23 protein-coding genes and 1 tRNA gene are annotated in these 24987 nt (G+C 53.4%); 12 read left to right on the top strand and 12 right to left on the bottom strand.

Going from position 1 to position 24987, the window contains the following annotated elements; genetic code table 11:
* Window positions 1–68 precede the first annotated feature (68 nt).
* Window positions 69–938: a DNA integrity scanning protein DisA nucleotide-binding domain protein gene (locus ACPLPM_RS11055; RefSeq protein ID WP_424356835.1), complete on the bottom strand. Its 870-nt coding sequence runs from the start codon at window positions 936–938 to the stop codon at window positions 69–71.
* A gap of 593 nt (window positions 939–1531) precedes the next feature.
* A complete protein-coding gene (locus ACPLPM_RS11050; RefSeq protein ID WP_424356834.1) occupies window positions 1532–2089 on the bottom strand; it encodes an FKBP-type peptidyl-prolyl cis-trans isomerase in 558 nt (185 codons plus the stop codon).
* Window positions 2090–2364: 275 nt separating this feature from the next.
* Between ACPLPM_RS11050 and ACPLPM_RS11045 the strand changes: the two genes are divergently transcribed.
* Window positions 2365–3090 (top strand): metallophosphoesterase family protein, encoded by a 726-nt coding sequence (locus ACPLPM_RS11045; RefSeq protein WP_424359973.1) that lies wholly within the window; start codon window positions 2365–2367, stop codon window positions 3088–3090.
* Here the strand turns inward: ACPLPM_RS11045 and ACPLPM_RS11040 are convergent.
* The 4 genes from ACPLPM_RS11040 to argB form a co-directional block, all read right to left on the bottom strand.
* On the bottom strand, window positions 3053–3664 hold the full coding sequence (locus ACPLPM_RS11040) for a nucleotidyltransferase (protein ID WP_424356833.1): 612 nt from the start codon (window positions 3662–3664) through the stop codon (window positions 3053–3055). The two genes, ACPLPM_RS11045 and ACPLPM_RS11040, sit on opposite strands and share 38 nt — an antisense overlap.
* A gap of 102 nt (window positions 3665–3766) precedes the next feature.
* Entirely contained in the window at window positions 3767–6451 is a 2685-nt protein-coding gene (locus tag ACPLPM_RS11035; RefSeq protein WP_424356832.1) for a cation-translocating P-type ATPase, read from the bottom strand.
* A gap of 6 nt (window positions 6452–6457) precedes the next feature.
* Window positions 6458–6907, bottom strand: a complete 450-nt coding sequence (locus ACPLPM_RS11030) for a universal stress protein (protein ID WP_424356831.1) — start codon at window positions 6905–6907, stop codon at window positions 6458–6460.
* Window positions 6904–7776, bottom strand: coding sequence for an acetylglutamate kinase (gene argB, locus ACPLPM_RS11025; RefSeq protein ID WP_424356830.1), 873 nt, complete (start codon window positions 7774–7776; stop codon window positions 6904–6906). Before argB ends, ACPLPM_RS11030 begins: the two co-directional genes overlap by 4 nt.
* 134 nt (window positions 7777–7910) lie before the next feature.
* On the opposite strand from argB, the gene ACPLPM_RS11020 reads away from it, so the two are divergent.
* The gene (locus ACPLPM_RS11020; protein WP_424356829.1) at window positions 7911–8831 is read left to right on the top strand and encodes an NAD(P)/FAD-dependent oxidoreductase; all 921 of its coding nucleotides are present in this window, start codon (window positions 7911–7913) and stop codon (window positions 8829–8831) included.
* 1049 nt (window positions 8832–9880) lie between these two features.
* On the opposite strand, the gene ACPLPM_RS11015 is transcribed toward ACPLPM_RS11020, so the two are convergent.
* Window positions 9881–11452, bottom strand: a complete 1572-nt coding sequence (locus ACPLPM_RS11015) for an L-lactate permease (protein ID WP_424356828.1) — start codon at window positions 11450–11452, stop codon at window positions 9881–9883.
* 312 nt (window positions 11453–11764) lie between these two features.
* Here ACPLPM_RS11015 and ACPLPM_RS11010 point away from each other — a divergent pair, with 312 nt between their 5' ends.
* The 8 genes from ACPLPM_RS11010 to ACPLPM_RS10975 all read left to right on the top strand — a co-directional run bounded on the left by ACPLPM_RS11010 (window position 11765) and on the right by ACPLPM_RS10975 (window position 16919).
* A complete protein-coding gene (locus tag ACPLPM_RS11010) occupies window positions 11765–12382 on the top strand; it encodes an E2/UBC family protein (protein WP_424356827.1) in 618 nt (205 codons plus the stop codon).
* Window positions 12363–13838 carry a HesA/MoeB/ThiF family protein gene (locus ACPLPM_RS11005; protein ID WP_424356826.1) on the top strand — a complete coding sequence of 492 codons (1476 nt, stop codon included), beginning with the start codon at window positions 12363–12365 and terminating at the stop codon, window positions 13836–13838. The genes ACPLPM_RS11010 and ACPLPM_RS11005 overlap by 20 nt, the downstream gene beginning before the upstream one ends.
* Before the next feature lie 59 nt (window positions 13839–13897).
* The gene (locus tag ACPLPM_RS11000; protein WP_424356825.1) at window positions 13898–14368 is read left to right on the top strand and encodes a DUF5788 family protein; all 471 of its coding nucleotides are present in this window, start codon (window positions 13898–13900) and stop codon (window positions 14366–14368) included.
* Window positions 14365–14706 carry a YkgJ family cysteine cluster protein gene (locus ACPLPM_RS10995; protein WP_424356824.1) on the top strand — a complete coding sequence of 114 codons (342 nt, stop codon included), beginning with the start codon at window positions 14365–14367 and terminating at the stop codon, window positions 14704–14706. The genes ACPLPM_RS11000 and ACPLPM_RS10995 overlap by 4 nt, the downstream gene beginning before the upstream one ends.
* Before the next feature lie 94 nt (window positions 14707–14800).
* Window positions 14801–15106, top strand: a complete 306-nt coding sequence (locus tag ACPLPM_RS10990; protein ID WP_424356823.1) for a translation initiation factor — start codon at window positions 14801–14803, stop codon at window positions 15104–15106.
* Window positions 15107–15210: 104 nt separating this feature from the next.
* Window positions 15211–15825, top strand: a complete 615-nt coding sequence (locus tag ACPLPM_RS10985; protein WP_424356822.1) for a hypothetical protein — start codon at window positions 15211–15213, stop codon at window positions 15823–15825.
* 341 nt (window positions 15826–16166) lie between these two features.
* Window positions 16167–16403, top strand: a complete 237-nt coding sequence (locus tag ACPLPM_RS10980; protein ID WP_424356821.1) for a hypothetical protein — start codon at window positions 16167–16169, stop codon at window positions 16401–16403.
* 252 nt (window positions 16404–16655) lie between these two features.
* Window positions 16656–16919 carry a hypothetical protein gene (locus tag ACPLPM_RS10975; protein ID WP_424356820.1) on the top strand — a complete coding sequence of 88 codons (264 nt, stop codon included), beginning with the start codon at window positions 16656–16658 and terminating at the stop codon, window positions 16917–16919.
* Between the two features lie 112 nt (window positions 16920–17031).
* Here the strand turns inward: ACPLPM_RS10975 and ACPLPM_RS10970 are convergent, their stop codons facing one another.
* From ACPLPM_RS10970 to ACPLPM_RS10955, 4 genes are all read right to left on the bottom strand, one after another.
* Complete coding sequence (locus tag ACPLPM_RS10970; RefSeq protein WP_424356819.1) at window positions 17032–18240, bottom strand: cation:proton antiporter; 1209 nt, start codon at window positions 18238–18240, stop codon at window positions 17032–17034.
* A 71-nt stretch (window positions 18241–18311) separates the two neighbouring features.
* On the bottom strand, window positions 18312–19109 hold the full coding sequence (locus ACPLPM_RS10965) for a TIM barrel protein (RefSeq protein ID WP_424356818.1): 798 nt from the start codon (window positions 19107–19109) through the stop codon (window positions 18312–18314).
* 987 nt (window positions 19110–20096) lie between these two features.
* Window positions 20097–21341: a heme ABC transporter ATP-binding protein gene (locus ACPLPM_RS10960; RefSeq protein ID WP_424356817.1), complete on the bottom strand. Its 1245-nt coding sequence runs from the start codon at window positions 21339–21341 to the stop codon at window positions 20097–20099.
* A 6-nt stretch (window positions 21342–21347) separates the two neighbouring features.
* A complete protein-coding gene (locus tag ACPLPM_RS10955; protein WP_424356816.1) occupies window positions 21348–22394 on the bottom strand; it encodes a FecCD family ABC transporter permease in 1047 nt (348 codons plus the stop codon).
* Between the two features lie 838 nt (window positions 22395–23232).
* On the opposite strand from ACPLPM_RS10955, the gene ACPLPM_RS10950 reads away from it, so the two are divergent.
* Together ACPLPM_RS10950 and ACPLPM_RS10945 are read left to right on the top strand one after the other, a co-directional pair.
* Entirely contained in the window at window positions 23233–23688 is a 456-nt protein-coding gene (locus ACPLPM_RS10950; protein WP_424356815.1) for a GNAT family N-acetyltransferase, read from the top strand.
* Window positions 23689–23782: 94 nt separating this feature from the next.
* Window positions 23783–23870: transfer RNA gene (locus ACPLPM_RS10945), tRNA-Leu, on the top strand.
* A gap of 16 nt (window positions 23871–23886) precedes the next feature.
* On the opposite strand, the gene ACPLPM_RS10940 is transcribed toward ACPLPM_RS10945, so the two are convergent.
* Window positions 23887–24957, bottom strand: coding sequence for a methyltransferase domain-containing protein (locus ACPLPM_RS10940; protein ID WP_424356814.1), 1071 nt, complete (start codon window positions 24955–24957; stop codon window positions 23887–23889).
* Between the last annotated feature and the right edge of the window lie 30 nt (window positions 24958–24987).

Below are 24987 nucleotides of genomic sequence, written 5' to 3'. Positions count from 1 at the left end.
ATTAATTATCCAAGCAAGCATTAATATTTATCGGTCTCTGCATTACCACGGGTAATAAATCATTGTATTTAGGTTATACTGATACGGGGATTGAGCTTGAAGACCTCGTGTCCGCCCTGATAGACGGTGATCATACCGCCAGACCCGGATACGGTGACGGCCACGCTTTTGGTATACCGGGTGATCGCAGCCGCTGCAAGGTGTCTTCCCCCCATGCCCGGGAGCATTTCCACACCCCTGGCACTGGCATCGATATAGCGGCCTGCAGCCTGAAGGTACCCTCGCTCGTCCACGATGAACATACCGTCAAGCTGAGCAAACTCTTTGACGGTCTCCCAGTTATTCTCGTCCCTGATATCGCGGGCCTCTTTTGGATGGCCTTCGTAAGGATTCAGGATCAACTGGTGAGACCTGCCCAGCACATTGTCAGTGTCGCCAACTACAAACGCGGTACCGACAGACTTGCCTTCCCGCCCTTCCCGGCCTATCTCGATGGCGAGGTTCAGCACGGCTTTAATGATCGTATAATCCACGATCGCAGCCAGGTCGGCAATTTTTTTAATAAAAGGAATATCTGTGATATCTACGACCACGACCGAGTGGACATCCCCTATGCTAACGATGCCGAGGACAATTTTATCCTCAATCAGGCCCTGGATATAGGCGGCTTCGATCGCTTCGCTCATCAGCTCGATACGGGATACTTTCAGGAAAACGGATTCGCGATCGACGTCGGCAGGCATCCGAGTATAGAGGTCCACGCTGATATCACCCATGCTGGTCGACTCCCCGTCGACCCGGGCGATGATCACCGGCAGCCGGGTCTTCAGGCTCTGCCTGATTCGCCGGCCTTCCGGAGAAATAATGATAATAGCTGTGGCCCCTATTTTTTCCGCCAGCTCTTCGCCTGCTTTTGCCACCTCATCGCGAAGTTCCATAAGTCACCATATTTATTATAATAATATGGGATATATAGTCATTCTTGAAAGGTATTATACAGTCAGGCAGTAGCCCCAGCATGGCAGGGGCTACGACCTGCCCGACCGGATGAAAGTTCACAATGTATAGCCCTTACTGAAAGACTTTGTACGGTTCCTGTGCCTGGGTGTTCGCCTTTTGAACGCCTGCGTTCGCAGGCGTTCTCGAGGCGATCTGTAGACGAACGCTGCGCTGTGCATAACTGATTGCTCAGATAACTTGAGACAGCAACACGAACGCTGCGCTGTGCCAGATCACAGATTACAGCCCAAACAAGGCAGTAACACCGGCCACCGATTACACCTCAGGCACGGGAATACTGGGGATCTGTGACGTCAGCGCAGCGCAGCGTTCGTGTACGTTTGCGCGAGAATATGCAAGGACATGCGCCCCATAACATCGCTTAAAACTTGTCGGAAATGTTCCAATAGAGACTATCCTTCGCGTACCTTGCGTACTTCGTGTAAATGGTACCGGTCTGCCTTAAAAATTTTAAGAATTACAATACTATTGTAATTCTGTCGCGCCAGAACGCATTTTCGGGCGAAAATCATCAGCCGATGTTTCGCAGCGTAATGTTGAACCGCAGGGTTTTACCTGCCATCTCAGAGTTGAAGTCCACGTATACCTGGCCGGCAGCCTCGTCGATCCTGTCTACTCTGCCCGGCAGCATCTGGCCGGTCCTGCCGTCGGAAAAGCCGTAGACTTCGTTCAGCTGGGGCTTACCGCCGAAGGTAGCGATCGGGACAGGGACAACCAGCTCGTCCTTTCGCTCTCCGTAAGCCTGTTCAGGAGGCAGTGAAACGTCTTTTGTCTCGCCCACTTTCATTCCTATGGCCGCATTTTCGAAGCCCGGCACCACCTGGTGGGCTCCAATGGTAAAGCAAAGCGGCTCGTAGCCCCGCTGTGGATTGTAAGTGCCGTTGTCTTTCGCCACCTGCTCCACGGATGTGTCGAAGACAGTGCCGTCCGGGAATGTGCCGATGTAGTCCACGCAGACCCGGTCGCCGGATTGAGCTGCGCGGTCAGACCCGCCATCCTTCGCAGCTCCTTGAGCCGGAGAGCCCCGGCCCGCCAGGAAGACGAAGGCTGCGAATAGTAAAACCGTCATGTGTCTGTTTGAGAAAAATTTCATAAGTACCATGCAAAGCTGTCGCTATGGCTATATATTATTTTTCAACGCGATGCACATCGCCAGTATAACTTAAGCAGCCCATTCGTATAAACCCGGCAGATGAGCTGTTTGAGTTGTAACAGAATTATATATAATATCGTCAATATAGATAGATGTGCGAGTACCGGAGGGATTCGAAGCATAATGGACGATATGCTCACTGATTTGGCGCAAGGCAGGCCCCACCCATTTCCAGCAAGCAGTAGGGGGGAATAGCCATCAGGATCGGGGCAATGGGTGACCTGCACTTCGGCACTGGCTCGCTTATTTTTTACAGGGCTTTGTTCAAAACGATCAACAAAGATGCAGATATCGTAGTCATGTGCGGTGACCTGACCACTCGCGGGCTCATAGAAGAAGCCAGGGGCATAGCCGAAGCCGTGTCCAACCTAGAAAAGCCTGCCGTTGCCGTGCTGGGCAATCACGATCACGAGGCGAACAACCAGGAAGAGATCATGGACATTCTGGAAGATGCAGGCATCCACATGCTGGAAAGAGGCCCTTATGTTACGGAGGACAAAAAGGTGGGCTTTGCCGGCACTAAAGGCTTCTGCGGCGGTTTTTTAAACTGCAGGATAGCGCCCTTCGGAGAGCGCATCCTGAAGATGTTCATCAACGAGACCTACCGGGAAACCAACCGGGTAAACAGGGATCTCAAGGCTATGAAAGCTGACTTTAAGGTAGTCGCATACCACTATTCGCCGGTCCGAGACACCTGCATAGGAGAACATTCCGAGGTAATACCCTTCCTGGGCTGCTCGATCTTGTCAGACCCAATCGATACTTTTAAGGCCAATCTCGTTCTGCATGGCCACGCGCATAATGGCATTGAAAAAGGGCGGACTCCGGGAGGCATCCCGGTCCGTAACGTAGCTCTTCCGGTACACAATAAAAAATACGTCATTTATGACACGGAAGACTTTTCGACATCCGGATGATCACGTCGTCGGGCACCGGCACCACGTGCTCCCGGTCGCTTCTGACGTATAGTAAAAAGGAAAGCGCTCGCTCCAGGTTCACCCGTTTTGCCAGCCGGTAATAGTAGTCCCAGTCAAAGTACATATAAGACCTCGAGAGAACCGAGATACAGTCGAACCAGTCGTTTCGATCGCTGCGCATCGCCATAATTTTTCTGATAATGAGATCCTCCGGGGACATGATCGTGAACTCGTATTTGCCGATCATGCGGCGTGTTCCCCGGCTCAGGGTCTCCTGATCGGTCTGCAAGCCCCCCACGTTCTCGAGGATGAAATCGATGGTCAGGCCTTCCTTGAACGCCTTAGCCAGCCAGCCTACGTCCCTCATGTGATCGACTTCGTAGCCCGCGTTTGCAAGATGGTGCAGGGCTAAGTCCTGGTGATCCGCCAGGATGTAGAAGTCGATATCCTTGGTATCTCTGAGCCTGCCGAAAGCCATGACGGCGATACCGCCCCCGACGACGTAAGGGACGTTATTGGCCTCCATTACGGCAGCGGCTTCTCTGTAAATTCTGAAATTGTTGTCGGAGATCATGCTGCACCCTGCATAACTGTCAACCGGCGTAAAACCAGCATCATATAAATATAAATAAAAATATTTATACGTTTTCAGTGTACGTTGACATTTGCCGCTGCCCTATACCTTTATCCTGTTTTGCAATGCCTTTATGATTTCAACGATAACTGCTATCGCCAGCACGACGCCAAAGATGACGGCCACGTCGGTGAGGCTTAGAGTCACAGTACTAAAGACGATTTGCAGGAACGGCACGTATATGACCAGCATCAGCAACGCGATGGATACCAGTATTGCCCCGATCAGATAGGGGTTATCCAGCGTCTTCCGGCCCAGCAGCGGGTCACGCCCGATCTTACAGATCAGCACCACCCACATTTCCAGCACGATGAGCAGCGAAAAAGCCATCGTGCGGGCGTATTCGACGCCCGAGCCAAGGTAGAAGTAAAAGATACCAAGAGTACTTATCCCTATCACTACGCCAATAAGCGCTATATCAATCGCCAGCCCTCTGGTAATGATGCCTTCCGACCTCGGCCTCGGAGGCCGGTCCATTACCCCGCGGTCCGGCTTATCCATGCCTAACGCCATGGCGGGCAGGCTGTCGGAGATCAGGTTTACCCACAGGATCTGGATTGCCAGCAGAGGTAGTGGCAGTGCTAACAGTATGCCTATCAAGATAGTCAGCACTTCGCCCAGGTTACTGGAGAACAGGAAAATAACCGTTTTCCGCACATTGTTGAAGATCGTCCGCCCCTCCTCCACGGCGTTCACGATCGTGGCAAAGTTGTCGTCAGCGAGGACGATATCAGAAGCCTGCCGGGCGACTTCGGTGCCGGTGATGCCCATGGAGACGCCGATGTCCGCGTTTTTCAGCGCCGGCGCATCGTTGACGCCGTCACCCGTCATCGAGACTACCAGATCATGCCGCTGCAGTGCCTTGACAATTCGCTGCTTTTGCTCGGGAGAAGTCCTCGCGTATACTTTGATCCGCAGCACCCGGTCACTGAGTTCTCTGTCAGACATAGCGGCAAGATCGTTTCCGGTAATGGCCTCGTCGCCCTCAGAGTAGATGCCCAGCTCCCTTGCTATACTCACAGCCGTAAGAAGCTGATCGCCAGTAATCATGACTACTTTGATGCCTGACCGCTGGCAGAGCTCGATCGAGCGCCGGACTTCCGGCCGGGGCGGATCGATCATACCAGTCAGCCCTACAAAGATCATGCCGGTCTCGGCGCCGGCGATCGTTTCGGATTCCAGGTCGTCGATGGGCTTGTAGCCCAGCCCCAGTACCCTCATTCCATGCGAGGCCATAGCCTGATTTTCGTCAGTAAACCTCTGTCGAGCCTCGGGAGTCAGTAAAACTACGCCCTCGTTAGTCAACAGATGAGTACACCGGCCCAGTATCCGCTCGGGGGCGCCTTTGATGTAAGCCAGATAGCCCGACTTACACCGGTTTGCGGTCAGCATGAACATCGTATCGGAACTGAAGGGTACTTCCAGTTCCCGGGGACAGTCAGCCTCCATGGCCGCTTTAACCAGTCCAGCCTTTGCGCCGGCGATCAGCAGGGCCACTTCAGTAGAGTCACCCAGCATCCGGTAATCCTGGCCCGTGCGTTCGTATGTGGCGTTATTGCAGAGCAGACCAATGGTCAGCAACGTCCACAGCTCGCCGGACTTGTCCAGCTCAAGCTCGGCCCCGGCAGCCATGAACTGGCCTTTACCACTGTACCCCTCGCCAGTGACTTCGACACTGCCGGAAGCAGTGACAATTCGACGCACGGTAATGACGTTCTGGGTCAATGTCCCGGTCTTGTCGGTGCATATGACACTTGTGCTTCCAAGCGTCTCCACCGATGCCAGCGTCCGCACAATAGCTTTCCTGGCAGCCATGCGCCGGACTCCCAGCGCAAAGATGATAGTCACCGTTGCAGGCAGGCCTTCAGGGATGGCTGCCACTGCGAGGCTGACTGCTATCAGGAACATATCAAACATCTTCTGGCCTTCCAGCGTACCTGCGACGAAGATGATCGCGCAGACGATCAGCGCTGCGATACCGAACAGCTTGCCCAGCCGATCGATGCTGATCTGCACAGGGGTCGCCCTATCGACCCCTGTTTCCACCAGGGTGGCAATTCTGCCGATCTCCGTGTTCATCCCGGTGTTCACGACCACGGCTCTGCATCTGCCTGCAGTTGCGACTGTGCCAGCGTAAATCATGCAGTCCCGGTCCCCCACGGGAGTGTCCGCGGGCACAGGCGCAACGTGCTTTAAAGCGGGCTCGGACTCTCCGGTCAGCGCCGACTCGTCCACAGTCAAGCCTGAAAGCGTGACGATTCTCGCGTCAGCCGGCGTGTAATCGCCTGCGTCGACTTCGATGATGTCACCGGGAACCAGCGAAGCAGAAGGTACTTTCACCTTCTTGCCCTCCCGGATAACGTACGCTTCGTGGATCAGGTACTTCTTGAGAGCGTCTATCGAACGCTCCGCCTGGACCTCCTGGTAAGTGCCCAGCAAGGCGTTCAGCAGAATAATAGCCCCGATGATCTCCGCATCCAGGACTTCGCCCAGGAAGAAGGAGATGGCCATCGCCACGATGAGGACGTAGATCAGGACGTTCTTGAACTGCTTAAGAAAAATTATGAAGAGAGAGGTCTTCTGCTGCTGCTTCAGCTCGTTGGGGCCGTACTGGATCAACCGATCGGAAGCCTCTTTTTCCGAAAGCCCGTCCTGAGCCGAGCCCATGGCTTCGATAACCTTATCCGCTTCGATTGCGTGCCACTGCTGATCGGAAGGCACGGCCACCCAGAATCAGCTCCTGACCAGCAGAACCGGACAGCAGGCATGGCGCATCACTTTTTCGGACACGCTGCCTACCAGGACCCGCTCGATCGCTGACATACCGATCGAGCCCATGACTATGCAGTCGATGCGCTCTTCGCAGGCGAGCTTCAGGATCACATCTTTCGGGTCGCCCCGGACTACCATGCCCTTGCAGGTAACGCCGTTCTCCCGGCCCAGTGCCTCGATACGGCTAATAGCTTCCTGCCCGGACTGCTCCAGAGTTTTGACACTCTCGGCGTAGTGGATGCCCGCGTGGAAGGCCATATCAACATCCACTACGTTCAGCACGATAAGTTCTGCCCCGAGATTTTTAGCGAGGTATACCGCGTGCCTGCCCGCGGTGAACGAATAATCCGATCCGTCAGTCGGCACAAGGATTTTAGTGTATGTCACGCCATTCGCAGAGCCGTCGGTCATTTCAGCGTCAGCCTCGTCCCGATGCCCTTTTCGGTCAGCAGCTCCAGAAGCAGGGCATGCTCGATGTTGCCGTTGATGATGTGAACGCTGTGAGTACCCGCCCTCAGTACAGAAATACTGGACTTGATCTTCGGGATCATACCCCTTGAGATAATGCCTCTGTCGATGAGGTCGTCGCACTCTTTCTCTGTCAGGTGGGAGAGCAGCGTACTCTTGTCCGCCGGGTCCATCATAACCCCGTTGACGTCGGTCAGCGATACCAGGCTGCCGGCCTTCAGCGCCGAGGCAACGTCGCCAGCCACCGTATCCGCGTTCAGGTTCAGGCAGTGGCCTTCCCGGTCGTAGCCGATGGGAGAGATAACAGGAATATACCCTTTGGCGAGCAGGTCCAGCACAATTCCGGTGTTGACATGTTCCGTGTCCCCCACCCAGCCGTAATCCACCAGCATTTCTTTACCGTCCACCTTGACCTTCTCCAGCGGCTTCTTCTTCGCGATGAGCAGGCTGCCCGAGCTACCGAGCAGGCCCACGCCTTTACCGCCGTGGCGCACGATCAGGTTGACAATATCAGGGTTGACGTTGCCGTACAGCACCATGCGCACGACCTCCAGCGTCTCGTCGTCCGTCACCCTCAGGCCCGCGATAAAGTTGGGCTCCTTACCCATGCGCTTCAGCATCGCGTCGATCTCCGGGCCGCCGCCGTGGACGATCACGGGCATGGCGCCGAGTTCTCTCAACGCTACGATATCCTTGATGATGCTGCTCCGGGCCGCCGGGTCAACCATCGCGTGACCGCCGACTTTGATCACGATAACGGCCCCCTCGACCTCTTTCCGCCGGGGCAGCCGGGCCAGTTCTGCAAGTTCCATTAATTGATGCACCTTAAACGTATTAGCCACGATCGGTAATAAATATTTATTACAAGTTGTAGTGCAATCTAAAGCAAGGCTTATCAGGGTGAAATAATAATATTATATTATTTAGCGGTTTGAAGTGACTGATCATGACTGATACTACTTATGACGTGGCCGTTATTGGCGCGGGCCCGGCGGGCATGACCGCCGCTCTGTACTGCGGCAGGGCCAATATGTCGACCATCATCTTCGGCAACATCTTCGACTCTCAGCTGGCTAAAGCCGGCGACGTGGAAAACTATCCTGGCTTCGACTCCATCCAGGGCATAGAGCTGGTCGAAAAGTTCCACGGCCAGCTGGGCAGGTACAACGTCATGCAGGTGCCGACTCTTATCAACAGGATTATACCGGGCGACTCTTTCACCCTGATCACGGAGAACGGCGAATTCAAAACCAGCTGCATCATCCTCGCCACCGGCTCCCGCTACAGGCAGCTGAACATCCCGGGGGAGAAAGAGTTCAACTATAAAGGAGTCTCGTACTGCGCGGTATGCGACGGTTCGTTTTATAAAGGCAAAACCGTCGTACTGGTAGGCCACGGTGACCAGGCGGCCAAGTCTGCCATCTATCTGGCCGGACTTTGCAAAGAGGTCATAATTATGAGCCCCAAGCCGGAGCGGGAGTCAGTAACTTACGCGGAACAACTCGATTCAATGCCAAACATCAAAATTGTCCTCAACGCGAAAATTACAGCGATAGAAGGTAGTCAGTACGTCGAGCGTGTACGGTACACATTAAAAGGTGACCCTGAAGTGACGATGAAGGTAGACGGAGTCTTCATCGAAGGCGGCACACCCAACTCGGTGCTCGCCAGAGAGATCGGCCTGGACGTCGACGAAAAAGGCAACATCGCCGTCACCCGCCCCGACATGCTCACCAAGATCAACGGAGTCTTCGCTGCGGGAGATGTTACAGGCGGCATCCACCAGATCTCCAAAGCCGTAGGCGAAGGAGCCTGCGCCGCTGTTAGTGCCGCTCTGTATCTGAAAAAGAAAAAGGCCAAGAAATAGGTTATAATCTAAACACGGCAGCACGGCCCCTTATTCCACCTGGAGATCAGATGTTCTAACCACGGCGGCACAACGACACGGAGACAGTACGATCTGCGACCAGCCGGATGGTAAATGAAACCACGGCGGCACAACGACACGGAGACAGTACGATCTGCGACCAGCCGGATGGTAAATGAAACCACGGCGGCACAACGACACGGAGACAGAGGCAAACCGATAAAAACGTACTCTTTTTCAGTCCACGGCGACACGGCGACACACATTAACCAAATATTACTTACCAGCCAATCGTTTCAGCCTATGTACCTGGTCTATAGCCAGAATACTATACTGATCCTTTGAATTCAGTCAGGATTAGCACAAGGAAACAGGATAAGGTGATTGTCTCCGTGCGCTCAGCCCTCCGTGCCGCCGTGGATCATAAAAAAAGCCTTACTATTCGGGTACGAATTGTCTCCGTGTCGCCGTGCCGCCGTGGTAAAAATATTTGATATTATTAGCGTATGCCCATGTGTCTCCGTATCGCCGTGCTGCTGTGTTGCATAATTCATTTTCTCTTCTTTGGGCCGAGCTATTGCAGGTGGAGTGACTCAGCAAGACGATCGCTGCGCTGTGCCAGGATCACAGATTACGACAGACGCCACAGATTGCGCAGATACTAATCGATGAGAAATGGATTTGCCATCAACCGAATTTATTCTAATGACATCTGTGAAATCAGTGCAATCCGTTTCAATCTGTGATCCTGGCACAGCGCAGCGATCGTCATCGCATCGCCTCGAGAACGCCTGCGACTGCAGGCGTTCAAAAGGCGAACATGAAGATAAGAATAATGCAACACAGCATCGCCGTGCCGCCGTGGTTGGAAAAATAGATCTTGTTATCGTGACTCAACCGGTCGCAGTGTCGCCGTGCCGCCGTGGTTGGAAAAATAGATCATGGAGTGCTGATACCCAGTTGTCACCGTGTCACCTTGGTAAATACAAAGCCATTTCGATGCGGTGAAGACTTCTCAAGGATAGTTAATATAAAAGGGAAAATCGTGCTCAGAAGAGCACGATCCACGCAGACAGCATGATGCCTATCAGGATGGCAAGGATGAAGATGACTGCCGCGGATTTTCGTATAACTTCGCCTTCGATGCCGATCTTGTCTATGACGGCCGCAGCGTTGACGATCTTGGCCACGGCTATGCCGGAGGCGATGCCGCCTGCGACGGCGTGGGCTGCGTAGACCTGGAGGAAGTCGAGGCTCAGCATCTCGGTGGACTTCTTCAGGATGCCGTGGAACATCACGTTGGAGGATGCTTCGCTGCCGCTGACGAAGCCGCCGAACAGGCCGAGGAGCGGGCTGACCAGCGGGAAGGCCATGACTCCGAGGTAGGCGGCCAGAGTGGCGCCGATGACCACGTTCATGTTCATGTCGGGTGCTACGGTGAGCTTACCGTCGATAACTCCCCGGGCGGACCAGTCCATGACGTAGGCTATTGCGAAGAAGACCATCGCCGCAAGAGTCGGGCTCCAGGCACGCTTGATCCAGATCTTCAGCACGTTCACAGTCTCTGCCTTCGTTTTCAGGAGCAGGGGCGCAGTGAGAACGGTGCTGACGAGTACCCACGTGTAGGCCTGGGCCAGCCACTTCATGTCCCCGGGCTTGCCTGCCGCGATGTTGATGACGTTGAAGGAACTGGTCGCATCGTGAAGGATGGTGGTTATAAAGGGTATGCTGATGAAGACGCAGAAGACGACCAGCACGGCCCACGGGGCAACGGCCTTCCACAGCGGCATGTAAGAGCCGCCGTCGGCGGCGATCTTCTTGCGGTCTTCCTTCTTTTGAAGGATGGGCTTACCCTGGACTACCCTTAACAACAGCAGCATGACGATGGCGCAGAGACCGGCACAAACGCCCACCAGCTTGACGTCGGGCAGCACCCTGACGAAGACGATGGTCGACAGGCCGAGGGTCAGGCCGGCTACCAACGCCGGCACGATGCCTTTTTTCAAGCCCTGGATGCCGTCTGCTACCCAGAGCATGCCCAGCGCAAGGCCGGTGGATACGACGGGCAGGAACAGCGAAATATTCAGGGCCAGAGGCATCACGTCGAAGCCGAAGACCTGGGCCGGCAGAGTGATAGGTACCGCCAGGAGGGAGAAAGAAGTTAGCGGGTCGTAGCCCAGGCAGGGTAGAGCCACTGCAGCTACCGGTGAAAAGCCCAGGGCAATCATTATCGGGGGCAGCATGGTTACCGGCGTTGCGCCGATGGCTACGAGGAAGGTGCCAAGGCCGACGTTCAGGATCATGATCTGCTCGTACCGCTCCGCGGCGATCGACTTGATGAACTGGGTGATGCTCTTGATGGCACCGGTTACGTCCATCATCGTCACCTGGAGGATGGTGAACAGTACCATCAGGGATATTCCGAACGAGGCTAAAGCGCCTGCAATCGAGGCTTCTATGGCGATCTCCGGAGACGTGTTGAAGAACACCACGGCGAGGACTACGGTCAGCAGCCAGCCGATGACTCCCATGAGCGTTCCCGATTTTTTCAGGAACACCAGCCCTATGAAGATTACCAGGATAGGTACGATTGCCAGTATAAATGCCAGAATCTGGTCCATATAGTTAAACCACCGAGTGATCTGTTACAGTTATTAACGTTGGTATGCCATAGCATGACATTTGCCATGCCATAGCATAGCAATAGTCTTTACTTATATTTAAAAATTTTGACGATAATTTTCACGTAAAACACTCCTTCCACGTGGGCAACCGGTGGAAAAACAGGCGCTCAGGCACCGAAACAACCATAGCGGCTTTGCGGCGGGATAAATATATCATCTGACTATAATAATATTATTTTGTATAAGCCCAGATGCCTGTAAACAGGTTTAGGTACTGGAGGTGATCGCATTTCGGAAGCACAGGATCTGGTGACGATTACGGTCGGCGGCAAGAAAGTCAAAGTGCCTGAAGCGACGAGCACAGGGGAAATTCGCACTATCGTAGGATTGGACCGGGGCCACTTACTGGCGAGGTCGACGGGTAGCGCGAACCAGATTGTGCACGGCGAGATCAAAGTGCACGAAGGAGAGACGTTTGTCGTCGGACGATCGTTTACCAAAGGCTCGATGGACGATTCCCGCCTTACAAAGGAGCTGGAACGTCTATCCTCCTTTTTCGACTTAGAAGTCGACAAGGCGCTCAACTGGGTGCTGATCCGGGACTACGGTCTGCCCGAGGGATTTAATAAGGCCAGTACGGACATCCTGTTTAACGTCAGTGGCTTTCCATACATACCTCCGGCCAGCATTTTCGGAGTGTACATGGATATTGGGCTGGCATATAATGACCAGCGGCTTCCGAACTATTACGAAGCGCTCACCCGCCACATGTTCGGGCGATCCTGGGCATGGTTCTGCACCGGCCACATGTCCTGGGATTCAGCAAAGGACGACCTGCTGACATTCCTGGTGACCCTGGATATGATGCTGGCCGACCCGCTAAACGAGTCCGCAGGAGAGGCTCACTTTGATTCCAGAAACCCGTAAGTTCCGCGTGGCCACCTCGAAGAGGCAGCGGAAGAGTAACAAATCGTTCACGATCATTTTTCCGGCCTACCAGTACGAGAAGATCACCGGCCATTTTAAAACACAGCAGGAACAGAACTTCGAAGGCTATGCGATCGCCCTGTGCGGGCTGAAAACCGATCCGTCGGAAAACACTCACACCTACCTGGTGAAAAAGATCTTCATCCCCGAGAAAGGAGACCTGATCGAGCATTCCAGCGTCAGCGTGACGCCTTCGGGAGAATTTCTGGAAAAAGTGCTGGCTGAAGCCAGCGAGAGCAATAGTGCTGTGATTGAAGTACATACTCACGTGGATGCGCCGGCCCCCAGTTTTTCTTCCGTAGACCTCGAGAACGGGATGGAGAACGGCCGATTCCTGAAGTCGTGCAAAATAAAGTTTTGCATGGTAGTGCTGGGCTCAGAAGGCCTGTCCGTGCTCGAGTACGACGGCGACTCTGACACGCTGAAGCTTCCCGAAAAAGCTACGATCACGGTCTTGACGCGCCACGGCTTGAAAAAAGTACTGCCGCTGCAAGATCAAACCGAGACAACGCCTGAAGGCGAAGCCTACGACAGGCAGATAAGGCTCTGGGGAAGCGAGAACCAGCGCAGGATCAGCGAAGCCACTGTGGGCATCGTAGGCCTGGGCGGAACCGGTGCCATAGTTATGCAAATCCTGTCCCGGATAGGCGTGAAAAAGTTCATCCTGGTAGACCCTGATACTATCGAGGAGTCGAACCTGAGCAGGCTTCCGTATGCAGGCAGCACCGACGTGGGCAAGAAGAAAGTCAAAGTCGCCGCTGCGCACCTGAAGAAAGTGAACAAAAATGAGGAGATAACTACTTTCCCCGGACCGGTCAGCGAGTTTAAGGACAAGCTGAAGTCCTGCACTGTGATCTTTGGCTGCGTAGATAACGATCTGGCTCGCCTTACCCTTAATGAAATTTCTCTGCGCTATTTCATCCCTTTGATTGATACCGGCACAGAGATCTTCGTAGCCAACGGCAACATAGAGGAAATGGGCGGTCAGGTACGCTTAGTAGTCCCGGCGGTAACAGGCTGCCTCGAATGCGGCGGGCTCATAGACAGGGACGAAGCCGCGATAAACTTGCTCGGCCGGGAGGAATTGAACATCATGGCCCGGGCTGGCTATGTAAGAGGTACTAACATGACACCGGCGCCTGCCGTAATGACGCTGAACTCGATAGTAGCTTCTATGGCGGTACAGGAATTCGCGGATATGATGACCGAGAGGAGCCGGCCGGAATACAGCTACCTGATTTACAATGCAAGATCGCCTGGCATCGATCAGCTGAGCCTCACCCGGTCAGAAACCTGTCCCCTTTGTGGTGAAAGAGGGATTCTTGGCGCGGGAGATATCAAGAAGCAAAGTAAGACAGGCTTTAAGATCATCGGCGAAGAGCAGGCAACGCCATAGTGCCTGAATAAGGCTACCAAAAATTTTTAACGTGAACAGCACAATACCGCGCACTGATAATGACAGAGGATAAGCTGTTATCAAAAGTGGAAAGAGAAAACTACCTCATCAGGCTGCAAAAAGAATTCGCATCCACGGGTGCGACTATACCTGATACCATAGTCGTAGACGGGAAAAAGATCAGGCTACGAACTTACGTCTTTGACATCTTCAAGAAGAAGGGTAACCTCACGCCGGAGGAGCAGGCGGAAGTTGACCGGACCGCAGCTCTGCTGCAGAAAAAACGGCGGGAGATCGTCGGCAAAATTTCTATCACCAGTGATCTGACCCGGCAGGAAGCCGAAGACCTGTATAGCACAGCGCTGGGGATAGACAGAGCTCTGGATACCCTGTACAGGGCCCACGAGCCCAGGTCTTCAGCCCAGGAAGAGGCGAAGAAAGCCAAAGTACAGGACGGCCGAAGGTGGCTCAACCTGGTGAAGAAAGTCTATTCGCGCGGCGACGAGAAAGCGCCTCGGGAGCGTTCATGAGCGGAAAAAAGAGAACCGGAAGCTGCCGGCAGTGCGGAAACTGCTGCAGGGACTTCATTATAGATGTACAGATAGCTAATGTTACTGACTTTGAATTTACTGACTATCTGCAGTGGATCAACTGCCACCAGAACGTGCAGGCCAGCATCAAGGACTTCAGAGCCCGCACAGTGGAGTTCCAGATCAAAAACCAGTGCAAATACCTGGTAGACAACGGCGACGGCAAGTATTCCTGCGCCATACAGGACCGCAAACCCGAAATTTGCAAACGGTACCCCGACGATGACTATTCTGCCGAAACGGGATGGAACTGCGGGTTCCGGTTCGAAGATGCCTGAGCCCTGAGTACGACGTAGCACCATCTTATGACGGACCACAGTCGTACTAAAAATATTTATATGCTCATAATTGATACATGGTAGCGAGTACAATATGGAAATTTGTAACAAATGTGGATTACCGCAAGACATTTGCATCTGCGAAGATCTTGCCAAGGAAGGCCAAAAGATCTATATATCGACCAACACGAGGCGTTTCAAGAAACTGACCACGGTGATCGATGGGATCGACAACAAAAACGTGAACATCAAAGAACTGGCGCAAAAGCTGAAGACCAAGTTCGCCTGCGGCGGCACCATCAAAGATGGCAGGATAGAGCTCCAGGGCGATCACAAAGAAGGAGTCAGAAGCCTTCTGATCAGCTACGGGTTCTCCAAAGACCTCATAGAGATCAAATAACCATTTTCATTTTCCAGCCTTTACAATAAGCACTATCACGGATGGCAGAGTATCTACTGTCACCCGGTGATCATTTATTTAACCCGAAAACAGGAGTATGACACATGGCTTATGGGATGCCCGCATCAGAATTTCTAGCCCTCTGCATGATCATGGCTGACTTCGACCTCGAAATGACCGCTCTGGAAGTCATCGGCAGGGCCGAAGAGTACCAGAACACCACAGGGAGAGAATTCGGGGAAGGCCGGGGCGATTTCAGGGGCGCTTTCTACGAGATCATATGGGCCTGGCGCCCGCAGGGCGTCGGCCAGGGCCAGATGGGCGACCCCCAGAAACTCCTCGCCAGGACCCCGCTCAAAGACTGGATCGGGCTCATCCTGAAGTACGACCACGTCTGGTTCGATGAGGAAGGCGAGGCCTGGTATAGGGAACCAGAGGACAAGGACTGGCCTGAAGATATGAAAAGCCGTTCATCATGGAAAGACAAAGATGGAAAACGCCACGACCGCATGGTCAGGGACTACCTCGGGGACCCGATCAAGATCAAGTCCAGCCTCCGGTTCGACCGGAACTTCAGAAACATCTTTGAGAGCGGCCAGTACAACCGGGCAGCCATCCACCGGCTCTTCAAGAGAAGCCGGTACGCGAGAGAAATACCGAAGCTGTGGTCCGTCCAGAAGTCTTACAGCAGAGTCAGGACCATGCGGACGTCGCGCTGAGAAGTAAAAAGTATAAGAAACGATCGCTGCGCTGTGCGAATCTGATTGCCCGGATTCAGCGAGACAGCAATACGAACGCTGCGCTGTGCCACGTTCACGGGCACAGAGACAACTGTTTGCATGTATCAGGGATATGGTGGCTATCACTGCGCAGCGTTCGTTGTTCATTCGCATTTGTTTATAGTTATATAGACAACGGCGCCCGCGCCCTCGTTTTATCCGCTAGCAACCTTAAAAATTCCATGCCATCATAACTTATTTTAGCACTGGTATAGGTCCAAAACATAGTATTCGAATAATGCTGGCTTATTACGCCAGTCAGGACATTTTGAGGTGAGTGTATGACGAGCAAGGAAAAAGGTGACATGAGCGTTAGCGAAGCCGGCCGTAAGGGCGGGGAAACAACCAAGGAAAGATACGGAGAAGGCTTCTACGAAGAGATCGGCAGAAAAGGCGGCCGGAGAGGTGGCGAAACTACGAAAGAGAGGTACGGAGAAGGCTTCTACGAGGACATAGGCCACAAGGGCGGGCAAAAGGTCAAGGAACTGATCGAGCGCGGCAAGAGCACTCGTAAATAATTGCATCAGCCCCGCTGACTGTAAAAGACCCTTTTACTTTTATATGATTTATCAAGTCATGAATTATAAATTTATGTTGAAATAAATCATATAATGGCAGAAAAGCATCTGATTAGGCCATATGCAGCTGATTTTACCCAATAGATGTAATAAATCTCACAACTGGCAATTTTATACGTTATTATATCGGACAAGATTAAAAATGTATGAAATTTTAGAGATAATATGGCATAGAGTGGGGTGTTTTTAGATATGGCTGAAAAGAAAACAGAGATGACAGTTAGAGAAGCCGGCCACAAAGGCGGATCCACAACCAAGGAGCGCTATGGCGAAGGCTTCTACGAAGAAATAGGCAAAAAAGGTGGCAAAATAGGCGGCAAGAAAGGTGGAACTACTACCAAACAACGCTACGGAGAAGGCTTCTACGAAGAAATAGGCAAAAAAGGCGGGCAAAAGGTCCGCGAGCTTATCGAGCGTGGTAAGGCCGCCATGAGCGAACGAGGCAGCCGCAAATAAGCGGCAAATGGTAAAAACGGTGTTCCCAACCTATATTTTTTGAAAAGTGGTGTGCCTTCGGCACTGGCGAGTTCCGAATAAAAAAGAAACGAGTCTAAGGAAAAGAGAACAATTACTTCCCATAAGCAGCCCGTAGCATGACAGGCACTATTATCGACGTGACCAGCACGACTAAGGCAAGTACTGAATAGATCGGCGCATCCAGGATCGGTGCTCCGCTGACGTACGTGACCAGGCCGATCTGCCCGATGATCAGGGTATATTCTCCCATCGGCATCATGGTCAGCGCCATCTTATTGTGATCCGTATCTTTATAGCCGCCCATGAAGGTCGTCGCCAGGAAAGTACCTATGTACTTGCTAGCCATGACCGCCATCAGCAGCCCGAGGAAGAGAACTACATCGATGGGTATGCTCGCAATCATCAAGTCGATGCTTTCGGAAGACAGAATTTCAAATATGTTGATTCTGACACCGGTGATGACGAAGAACAGGGGTACGAAAAAGCCCTCGCTGATCGCCTCGATCTTAGGGGCGATCACCTTGAAGGATAGCGGAGACCTCGAGAGGATCGTGCCCGCAAGGAAGGCACCCGTAGCAGACGCGATACCTACGCTCTGGCTCAGGAAAGCCACGAGGAACAGCAGCAGGATCGAGAATCCGATGATAGACTGATCGTCCTGCGATTTGCGGGCGAAGTTGATGAGCTTGCTCGTGATAGACTTGCCGAAGCCCAGCACCATGATGATGAAGCCCAGCACCAGGAGGAACAGCATGAACGCTGATCGGATATCTACCCCGGTGGTCAGGTACGAAGTAAACAGCGCCAGCGCGAGAATCGCGTAGACGTCATCCGATATTCCCACTGCCATGACAGTTTTGTAAACCTTGCTCCGGACATCGCCGATCTCGTTCAGCACCATGAAGCCGATTGCGGTAGAGGTGGAAATGAAAGAGATGCCCACCAGTAAGACTGTATTGATGGAGAAACCCAGCAATGCCGTTACTGTGGCAGTAGCGATGAAGGTGAAAGTACCGCCGAACACTGAGATCACGACAAACCGGTAGACGTTCTCACCCATGACCTTCTCAATATCAATAGAGAGGCCCATGTAAAACATCATGAAGAGAATGCCCAGGGCGGTAAGCAGCTCGATCTCGTGGTTGATCGGGACGAGGTTGAGGAGCATGGGGCCGAGCAGGATTCCCGCCAGCATCTGGCCGATGAGGGGCGAAAAGCCAATCCGCTTCGCTATGTCGCCGAGTATTTTGCCGACCAGCAGCATTGCCAGCACAGCTAACAGAAAGCCAGCATCAATCAAGTCATCCCCGCCGATTCCAAGGGGAGAAAAGGCTTGTTTCTATTTATACTTATCAGTGACCGGCGAGGCCGTCACGGTTCAAGCCCGGCGATAATCTGCTTCATCTTGAGAGCATCTTCCTCGAGCAGTGGAGACTCACATATGACCGTGGCATCGGCCTTGCATTTTAGCAGCGCCCGGGCCAGCAGCGAAAAATCGGGCTTTCCGTCCAGAGGCAGGTGCCGGACCTCCCGGGAGTTCTTGTGTTCAATGCCCGAAAAGTGAATGTGGTAGTGGTCGATACCTGCACCGGCCACCTGGTCCAGCACGGCAGTAAAATCTTCGACAGTGTTCAGGCCACCGTCAGTCCTGGCGTAGATATGAGCAAAGTCGATCACGATGCCGGTCCCCGGCACCTTCCTCACTACCTCCAGCACGTCGTCCACGCTGCCGAACTCCCCGAGATCGCCCATAGTCTCAAGTCCCAGAGGCACGGAAATCTTCTCCTTCTTGAGGTCCTCAACAATCTCTTTGAAGCCGGAGATCACCAGGTCAAGATTCTCTTCCCTCGCCGCGTGAATCGTCACAACAGAGGCATTCAGTGCCGCTCCCACTCTCGCAGACTTCAAAATCCAGTCCTTGCTCTTCTCGATCGTTTTTTCGGTCTTGCTGGACAGGTTCACGTAATAGGGTGCATGTACGGACAGATCTACCCTTTCTTCCCTGGCTACCGGCGCAACGCTCTTCGCGGTTTCAGGAGTCATGTACACGTTCCTCCCAAACTGGATTTCCATCGCATCGAGGCCTTGAGACCGGAGATACCTGATACCCGCTTCAGTTCCTTTACCCTTGGCCCCGTACGGGATGCCAGCAATGCCAATCCGAATCATGATCCACACACGCCTGCGGGTATTATAGAGTTTTATGGCTTTAACAGTACTGCTATCCCGCGCCGAATCATTCATAAAATATTACCCAAAAGCAATCACAGCGACATGGCAAGAGTCCGAGAAATGATTGCAAGATAAATGTTCTAACCACGGCGACACGGCGACACAAAGACAAATCGGGAAACGAACACCAGTTTAATGTTCTAACCACGGCGGCACGGCGACACGGAGACAATTCGAGAAACGATAGCAGTATAGTTATTTGAACCACGGCGGCACAGCGGCACAGAGACAACCGTACCCGAATAGCAAGGCCCTCATTTTAGATCCACAGCGGCACGGCGGGCTGACGGTGCTGTGTTGCATAATTCATTTTCTCTTCTTTGGGCCGAGCTATTGCAGGTGGAGTGACTCAGCAAGACGATCGCTGCGCTGTGCCAGGATCACAGATTACGCAGAATCTGATGATTCTGACAGATGCCACAGATTGCACAGATTCTAATCGATGAGAAATGGATTTGCCGTCTACCGATTTTATTCTAAGGTCATCTGTGAAATCAGTGCAATCCGTTTCAATCTGTGATCCTGGCACAGCGCAGCGATCGTCATCGCATCGCCTCGAGAACGCCTGCGACTGCAGGCGTTCAAAAGGCGAACATGAAGATAAGAATAATGCAACACAGCAGGCTGACGGCACGGAGACAAATATATTTCGCTCCTGTCAGGCTATTGATCAAAAGTCAGGCTGAAACGATTGGATAGTAAGCTTATGGTTAATGCTCTGTCTTGGTGTCGCCGTGGACCTACAAAAGAGTTCACTCTTACCGGTTCACCAATGTCTTTGTGTCGCCGTGCCGCTGTGGTTCTATTTACCACTGGCTTGTCGTAGATCGCTCTGTCATGGTGTCGCCGTGCCGCTGTGGTTTAAATATTTGATCTACAGTTGTCAGGATAAAGAGCCGTGCCGCTATGGTTGATGATTAATGCTTAACTTATCGTGGTGAGTTTTTTTACCAGTTCGTCAGCGCTAGATACCTCGACAGCACCTTTTGCCAGGATGGCTTCGATGAGCTCGCCGGCTCTGCCACCGGTGAAGTCTCGGTTTTGCCAGCCGGTTAACAGGAAAACTGGCTTGCTGCCGGCTATTTCGAGGACCGCATCGAGATTTTTGAGGTTGCCCCAGCCGAAGGGCACGTCGCTGATGACTACGTAGTCGGCTGCCTTCAGCGCTTCGAGGTTGGCAGCGTAGGACTCCGGGGTGATGGGCGAGAAGGGTGCGTCCACGGTAGTCGTGATGTTGAGGTGCAGGGCGGTCTCGTGGTCGGTGTCGAGGACGTTCAGGACGCCGGCGGTGAGATTGTAGCCTGCGGCCGAAAGCAGGTACATGAGCTGTGTTCCGGTTCCGGCTCCGCATACAAGGTGGACTGACTTGCCTCCGGAGCTGGGCTCTGTGGTCGTTATTGAATTGAGGAGGGTGATGTAGATGGTCCCGGTCATCGGGTGACGGCGGACCAGCACGTCTGCCCGGAACGCTTTGCGGATGTGCTCCCGGGTCAGGACTTCGCCGGGAGTGCCGGCGGCCTGGATGGTGTTTTCGTTGAGCAGGATGAGCCGGTCGCAGTATCGGGCCGCGAGGTTCAGGTCGTGGATGACGACGATGACCAGCAGGCCCCGGTCGTTCTTCAGGTGCTGGATCAGCTCCATGATCTCTATCTGGTGATTGATGTCCAGGTGAGAGACAGGCTCGTCGAGCAGCAGCACTGACGGCTCCTGGGTCAGCGCTCTGGCGATGATGACCCGCTGTCGTTCGCCGCCGCTGAGCTCGGAGATGTTGCGGTCCTTCAGGTGCCAGGTATTAGTGAGCTCCATGGACTGGCGGGCGATATCATACTCCTTCTTGCCTTCGACGGCAAACCGGCCCAGGTGCGGGTGCCGGCCCATAAGCACGATATCGAGGCAGCTGAAGTCGAAATCTACGTTCGTATCCTGCGGGACCACGGCCATGTTGCGGGCGAGCTCGTTCATGGAGATATCCTTCAGCTCTTTGCCGCAGACCACGATCGAGCCGGAGGCCGGCTTCATAACCTTGCTCAGGGTTTTAAGCAGAGTGGACTTGCCAGAACCGTTAGGTCCTATGATGCCGATACACTCGCCTTTGCGGGTGGTGAAAAAGATGTTTTCGAGGATCTTTGCGTTGCCGTATTTACAGGTCAGGTCAGTAACGTCGAGCACGGTAAATCACCCTCCCCTCAGGGCCTTCTTCTGCCTGATCAGGAGGTAGACGAAGAACGGTGCGCCGATCAGCGCAGTTACGATGCCTACGGGCATTTCCGTCGGCTGGATGATCATCCTCGCGAAGGTGTCGGCGAGGACCAGGAACATCGCCCCGACCAGCGCAGATGCAGGTACCAGGACCCGGTGGTCGGGACCGACGATCAGGCGCATGATGTGGGGTATGATCAGGCCGACAAAGCCGATGATGCCGGTGACCGACACTGCCGCGGCAGCCAGCAGGGAGGATACCGCCACCAGGATAGCCTTTACCCGGTTCACGTCCGAACCCAGGTGCGAGGCACTGTCGTCGCCCAGCAGCATGAGATTCATGTCCCGGGAGAAAGCATAGATGATGAGCGAGCCGGCCACAAAGAAGGGTATCAGGATCAGGACGTGGTTCCAGTTGCTGCTCCACAGCGCCCCCATCACCCAGAACACGATCTGGCTGAGGTTGTGGCCTGATACATACATCAGGAAAGATGTGATAGCAGAGAAGAACGCCGAAACCGCGATGCCCGACAGCAGCAGCGTCTCGACAGGAATCCGGTTACGTGTGCGGGCAATGTTGAAGACGAGAAAGGACACAATCAACGCTCCGGCCATAGCGCCCATCGTGATGCTCACCGACTGCATCCATATCGTGAGGCCGATCACTATGACTGCCGAAGCTCCGAAAGCTGCTCCGGAGGAAACACCGAGGATGTAAGGGTCAGCCATGGGATTCTTAAAGATGCCCTGCGTTGTCACACCGGCCACCGCCAGCGAAGCGCCGACCAGTAAGCCGAGGAGGATTCTCGGAAGCCTGACATTGATTACTATTGCCTCTTCACCTACCGTCCAGGTCTGGGCAATATAATCCTGCACCACAGGCACCTTAGACAGGATGATCAAAACGACCTTGTCAGGGCTGATGTTCGCGGGGCCCACCGCCGTCGCCACTATGGCCACGCCGACCATGACTATAAAGAGAACTAAAGAGATACCCGCCCACCGGGCTACACTGGCTTCCATGCATCCACCGCAACTAAACTTGATCAGTATCAAGTTTTGTTTATTACATATGCGTTTACGTATAAAAGCATTGCCGGCAGGGGCTTGCAATAGTTATAACGATGATTGAAGGTGCATGAAGCCTTTTTATCAATCATAACGACACAAACTTTTAATGAGCAGTGGAGTCAGGGATAAACGATGAAAAATTCGTGTGTGGGGGTGCTGAGAGGGTAAGCGAGGAGGCCGGGGAGGATTAAATCAATGGTAATTCCTGAAGCCTGTTATGGAGTGCCCGTACCGTTTACACGAAGTACGCGAAGTACACGAAGTACGATAAAACGGTTGACTGAAAGCCGATCTTATAGTAGAACTTCGCGTACTTCGTGTACCTTGTGTACTTCGTGTAAACGGTACCTGACCCTCCGAATAACCGGAAATCACCATAGAAGAAACTATCCTCCCTAACCGTTCCATACTCTCCGACCTACTCTCCGACACCCTTACCCCCTCCTACCTCCCACTTTGAAAATCCCCCCATACTCCCGGGAACTCTCGGACCTCCCGAAGATTTTTCATAGGCTATTTACTTGAAAGCGCCCTTTTCATGACCGAATCAATCTGTGGATTTAGTCTAAATCTGTGTAATCAGTCGTAATCTGTGGAATCTGTGACGCCATACGTAAGGGACAGCTTCCAGTCGGTCACAGCGCAGCGATCGTATTGTTGTCTCACGCGATATGGGCAATCATAAACGCACTATATTGGTGGTAGGATTTTCATACCAATGACATTTTTTAGATGTACATTTTTAGTAAACCAATATTGTTATAGATAAACGGGGAATATAGCCGGACATATGCCTGTGACGATATCCCAGGAACGCCCTGATGTGCCGGATGCTCTTGCGCTGATCAACGAGCTTTCAGCTTACCTTGAGCCGCTGTACCCGGCGGATAACCAGTTTGGGTTCAGCCCTGAGAAGCTGATCAGTGAAAACGTGGCTTTTTTCGTGGTGCGCAGCGATGGTCAGCCAGCTGCCTGCGGCGGGGTGAAGATCTTCGAGGACTTCGGGGAGATCAAGCGCATGTATGTCCGGCCCGGGTACCGGGGCATGGGACTGGGGAAGCTGATGCTGAGATACCTCGAAGAGTATACGGCCGGGCACGGCATTCGGATGTTGCGGCTGGAGACTGGCGTATATCAGCCCGAGGCGATGGGGTTGTACGAGCGGATGGGGTATTATAAGACCCAGCGCTTCGACCCTTACCCTGATGCTCCTCTGAGCGTGTTCTACGAGAAAAGGATTGGCTGAGAATAGTAGCTCTTAAGCATCGAAGCATCGAGAGCACAGGTTATCTTTTTATATTAGATATCAGGAATACACATACGGTTTATTGTACCAGAACGCTGGGATAGCCAAGTCCGGTCAACGGCGGCAGACTCAAGATCTGCTCCTGCAGAGGTTCCTCGGTTCGAATCCGGGTCCCAGCACCAATACCATTCTGCGATTTTATTTTACTCCTAAGTCGTCTGCCATGCCTGCCACAAATATCGACGGGTTAAGGCCATGGAGGCTAAGAGTGGTTCGCTTTTCGATCCTGACTCCGGCCAGCTCCGCAGCCCGCATGATCTCTACTTCCTGATCCGTTAGCAATACCATGATGCCTCCGGGAGCCAGCAGCCGTTTTGCCTCGATCATAAATTCAGTATATAGCTGGCTCACATCGCCGATCTCTATCTGTTTTCCCCAGGGGAGATTAGAAACAATCCGGTCTACGGTGCCCGACGGTAGCTCGATATGCCGGGCGTCCCAGCAATGCAGACTAATCTTTTCCGGCAGGTTCTCCCGGGCGATCTCCAGCCTTTCTGTCGATATATCGCTTCCGATGATCTCCCGGGCTTCGTAGGATGCCCGCTCGGCCAGGATGGTGCCTGAGCCGCAGAAGGGGTCGAGGAAAACGTCGCTTGCACCAGGCAAGGATAGTAGTACCATCGCATGAGCCACGGAAGGTTTTAGGGCGGCGGTGAGAAACTGCTTTTCTTGGCCCCGGTACCTGAAAGTCGCCGGCGTCAGCTTGATATGCATAAAGGCAGAGCCGTCTTCTACGTCGACCCTGAAGTGCAGGTCGTGCTTTTCTACTGTGCCCCGCCCGAAGTGGAAGACCTCTACGAGGGCGTCCTGTATGGCGTCGGCCACCTGATACCTGCTGTAGGTATGCTTGCCGGAGCGGCTGGCGCTGACGATGACAGAGTTAGCGCTCAGGTCCCCATACAGTCCGATAAGGCGCTGGCTCAAGTTCATCGCCCTGAGTTTCCGGGGAATTTCTGCCAGGTCTTTCTTTGTCGGGCCGATGCTGAACGAGCCTAAGAAGTGGTAAATGTTGTCCACGCACCTGAGGGAGAATAACTGCCCGGGGCTGCCCTCGTACCGGAAAAAGATCTTTCCCCGTTTCTTGCGCAGGACCTTCAGATCGTCGTACTTCGACTGCATCTCTGAGGCGGCGATATCTTCGATGCCCGAAACGGTCGTGGCCATGTAGACTTGCTCGTTGGGGTTCCCGGCCCGATTTTTTTCACCCATAAATTTCCTGCCCTGGTCCGCTGTATACCG

It is taken from the genome of Methanocella sp. MCL-LM, assembly GCF_049676595.1.
GTDB lineage: Archaea > Halobacteriota > Methanocellia > Methanocellales > Methanocellaceae > Methanocella_A.
This window is presented reverse-complemented; position numbering and strand designations above follow the sequence as displayed.

What these genes read in the sequence shown, in the direction of transcription:
- ACPLPM_RS11055 (WP_424356835.1), bottom strand. Translation starts at nt 938, where the DNA reads ATGGAACTTCGCGATGAGGTGGCAAAAGCAGGCGAAGAGCTGGCGGAA.
- ACPLPM_RS11050 (WP_424356834.1), bottom strand. Translation starts at nt 2,089, where the DNA reads ATGACGGTTTTACTATTCGCAGCCTTCGTCTTCCTGGCGGGCCGGGGC.
- ACPLPM_RS11040 (WP_424356833.1), bottom strand. Translation starts at nt 3,664, where the DNA reads ATGATCTCCGACAACAATTTCAGAATTTACAGAGAAGCCGCTGCCGTA.
- ACPLPM_RS11030 (WP_424356831.1), bottom strand. Translation starts at nt 6,907, where the DNA reads ATGACCGACGGCTCTGCGAATGGCGTGACATACACTAAAATCCTTGTG.
- argB (WP_424356830.1), bottom strand. Translation starts at nt 7,776, where the DNA reads ATGGAACTTGCAGAACTGGCCCGGCTGCCCCGGCGGAAAGAGGTCGAG.
- ACPLPM_RS11020 (WP_424356829.1), top strand. Translation starts at nt 7,911, where the DNA reads ATGACTGATACTACTTATGACGTGGCCGTTATTGGCGCGGGCCCGGCG.
- ACPLPM_RS11015 (WP_424356828.1), bottom strand. Translation starts at nt 11,452, where the DNA reads ATGGACCAGATTCTGGCATTTATACTGGCAATCGTACCTATCCTGGTA.
- ACPLPM_RS11000 (WP_424356825.1), top strand. Translation starts at nt 13,898, where the DNA reads ATGACAGAGGATAAGCTGTTATCAAAAGTGGAAAGAGAAAACTACCTC.
- ACPLPM_RS10995 (WP_424356824.1), top strand. Translation starts at nt 14,365, where the DNA reads ATGAGCGGAAAAAAGAGAACCGGAAGCTGCCGGCAGTGCGGAAACTGC.
- ACPLPM_RS10990 (WP_424356823.1), top strand. Translation starts at nt 14,801, where the DNA reads ATGGAAATTTGTAACAAATGTGGATTACCGCAAGACATTTGCATCTGC.
- ACPLPM_RS10985 (WP_424356822.1), top strand. Translation starts at nt 15,211, where the DNA reads ATGGCTTATGGGATGCCCGCATCAGAATTTCTAGCCCTCTGCATGATC.
- ACPLPM_RS10980 (WP_424356821.1), top strand. Translation starts at nt 16,167, where the DNA reads ATGACGAGCAAGGAAAAAGGTGACATGAGCGTTAGCGAAGCCGGCCGT.
- ACPLPM_RS10975 (WP_424356820.1), top strand. Translation starts at nt 16,656, where the DNA reads ATGGCTGAAAAGAAAACAGAGATGACAGTTAGAGAAGCCGGCCACAAA.
- ACPLPM_RS10965 (WP_424356818.1), bottom strand. Translation starts at nt 19,109, where the DNA reads ATGATTCGGATTGGCATTGCTGGCATCCCGTACGGGGCCAAGGGTAAA.
- ACPLPM_RS10955 (WP_424356816.1), bottom strand. Translation starts at nt 22,394, where the DNA reads ATGGAAGCCAGTGTAGCCCGGTGGGCGGGTATCTCTTTAGTTCTCTTT.
- ACPLPM_RS10950 (WP_424356815.1), top strand. Translation starts at nt 23,233, where the DNA reads ATGCCTGTGACGATATCCCAGGAACGCCCTGATGTGCCGGATGCTCTT.
- ACPLPM_RS10940 (WP_424356814.1), bottom strand. Translation starts at nt 24,957, where the DNA reads ATGGGTGAAAAAAATCGGGCCGGGAACCCCAACGAGCAAGTCTACATG.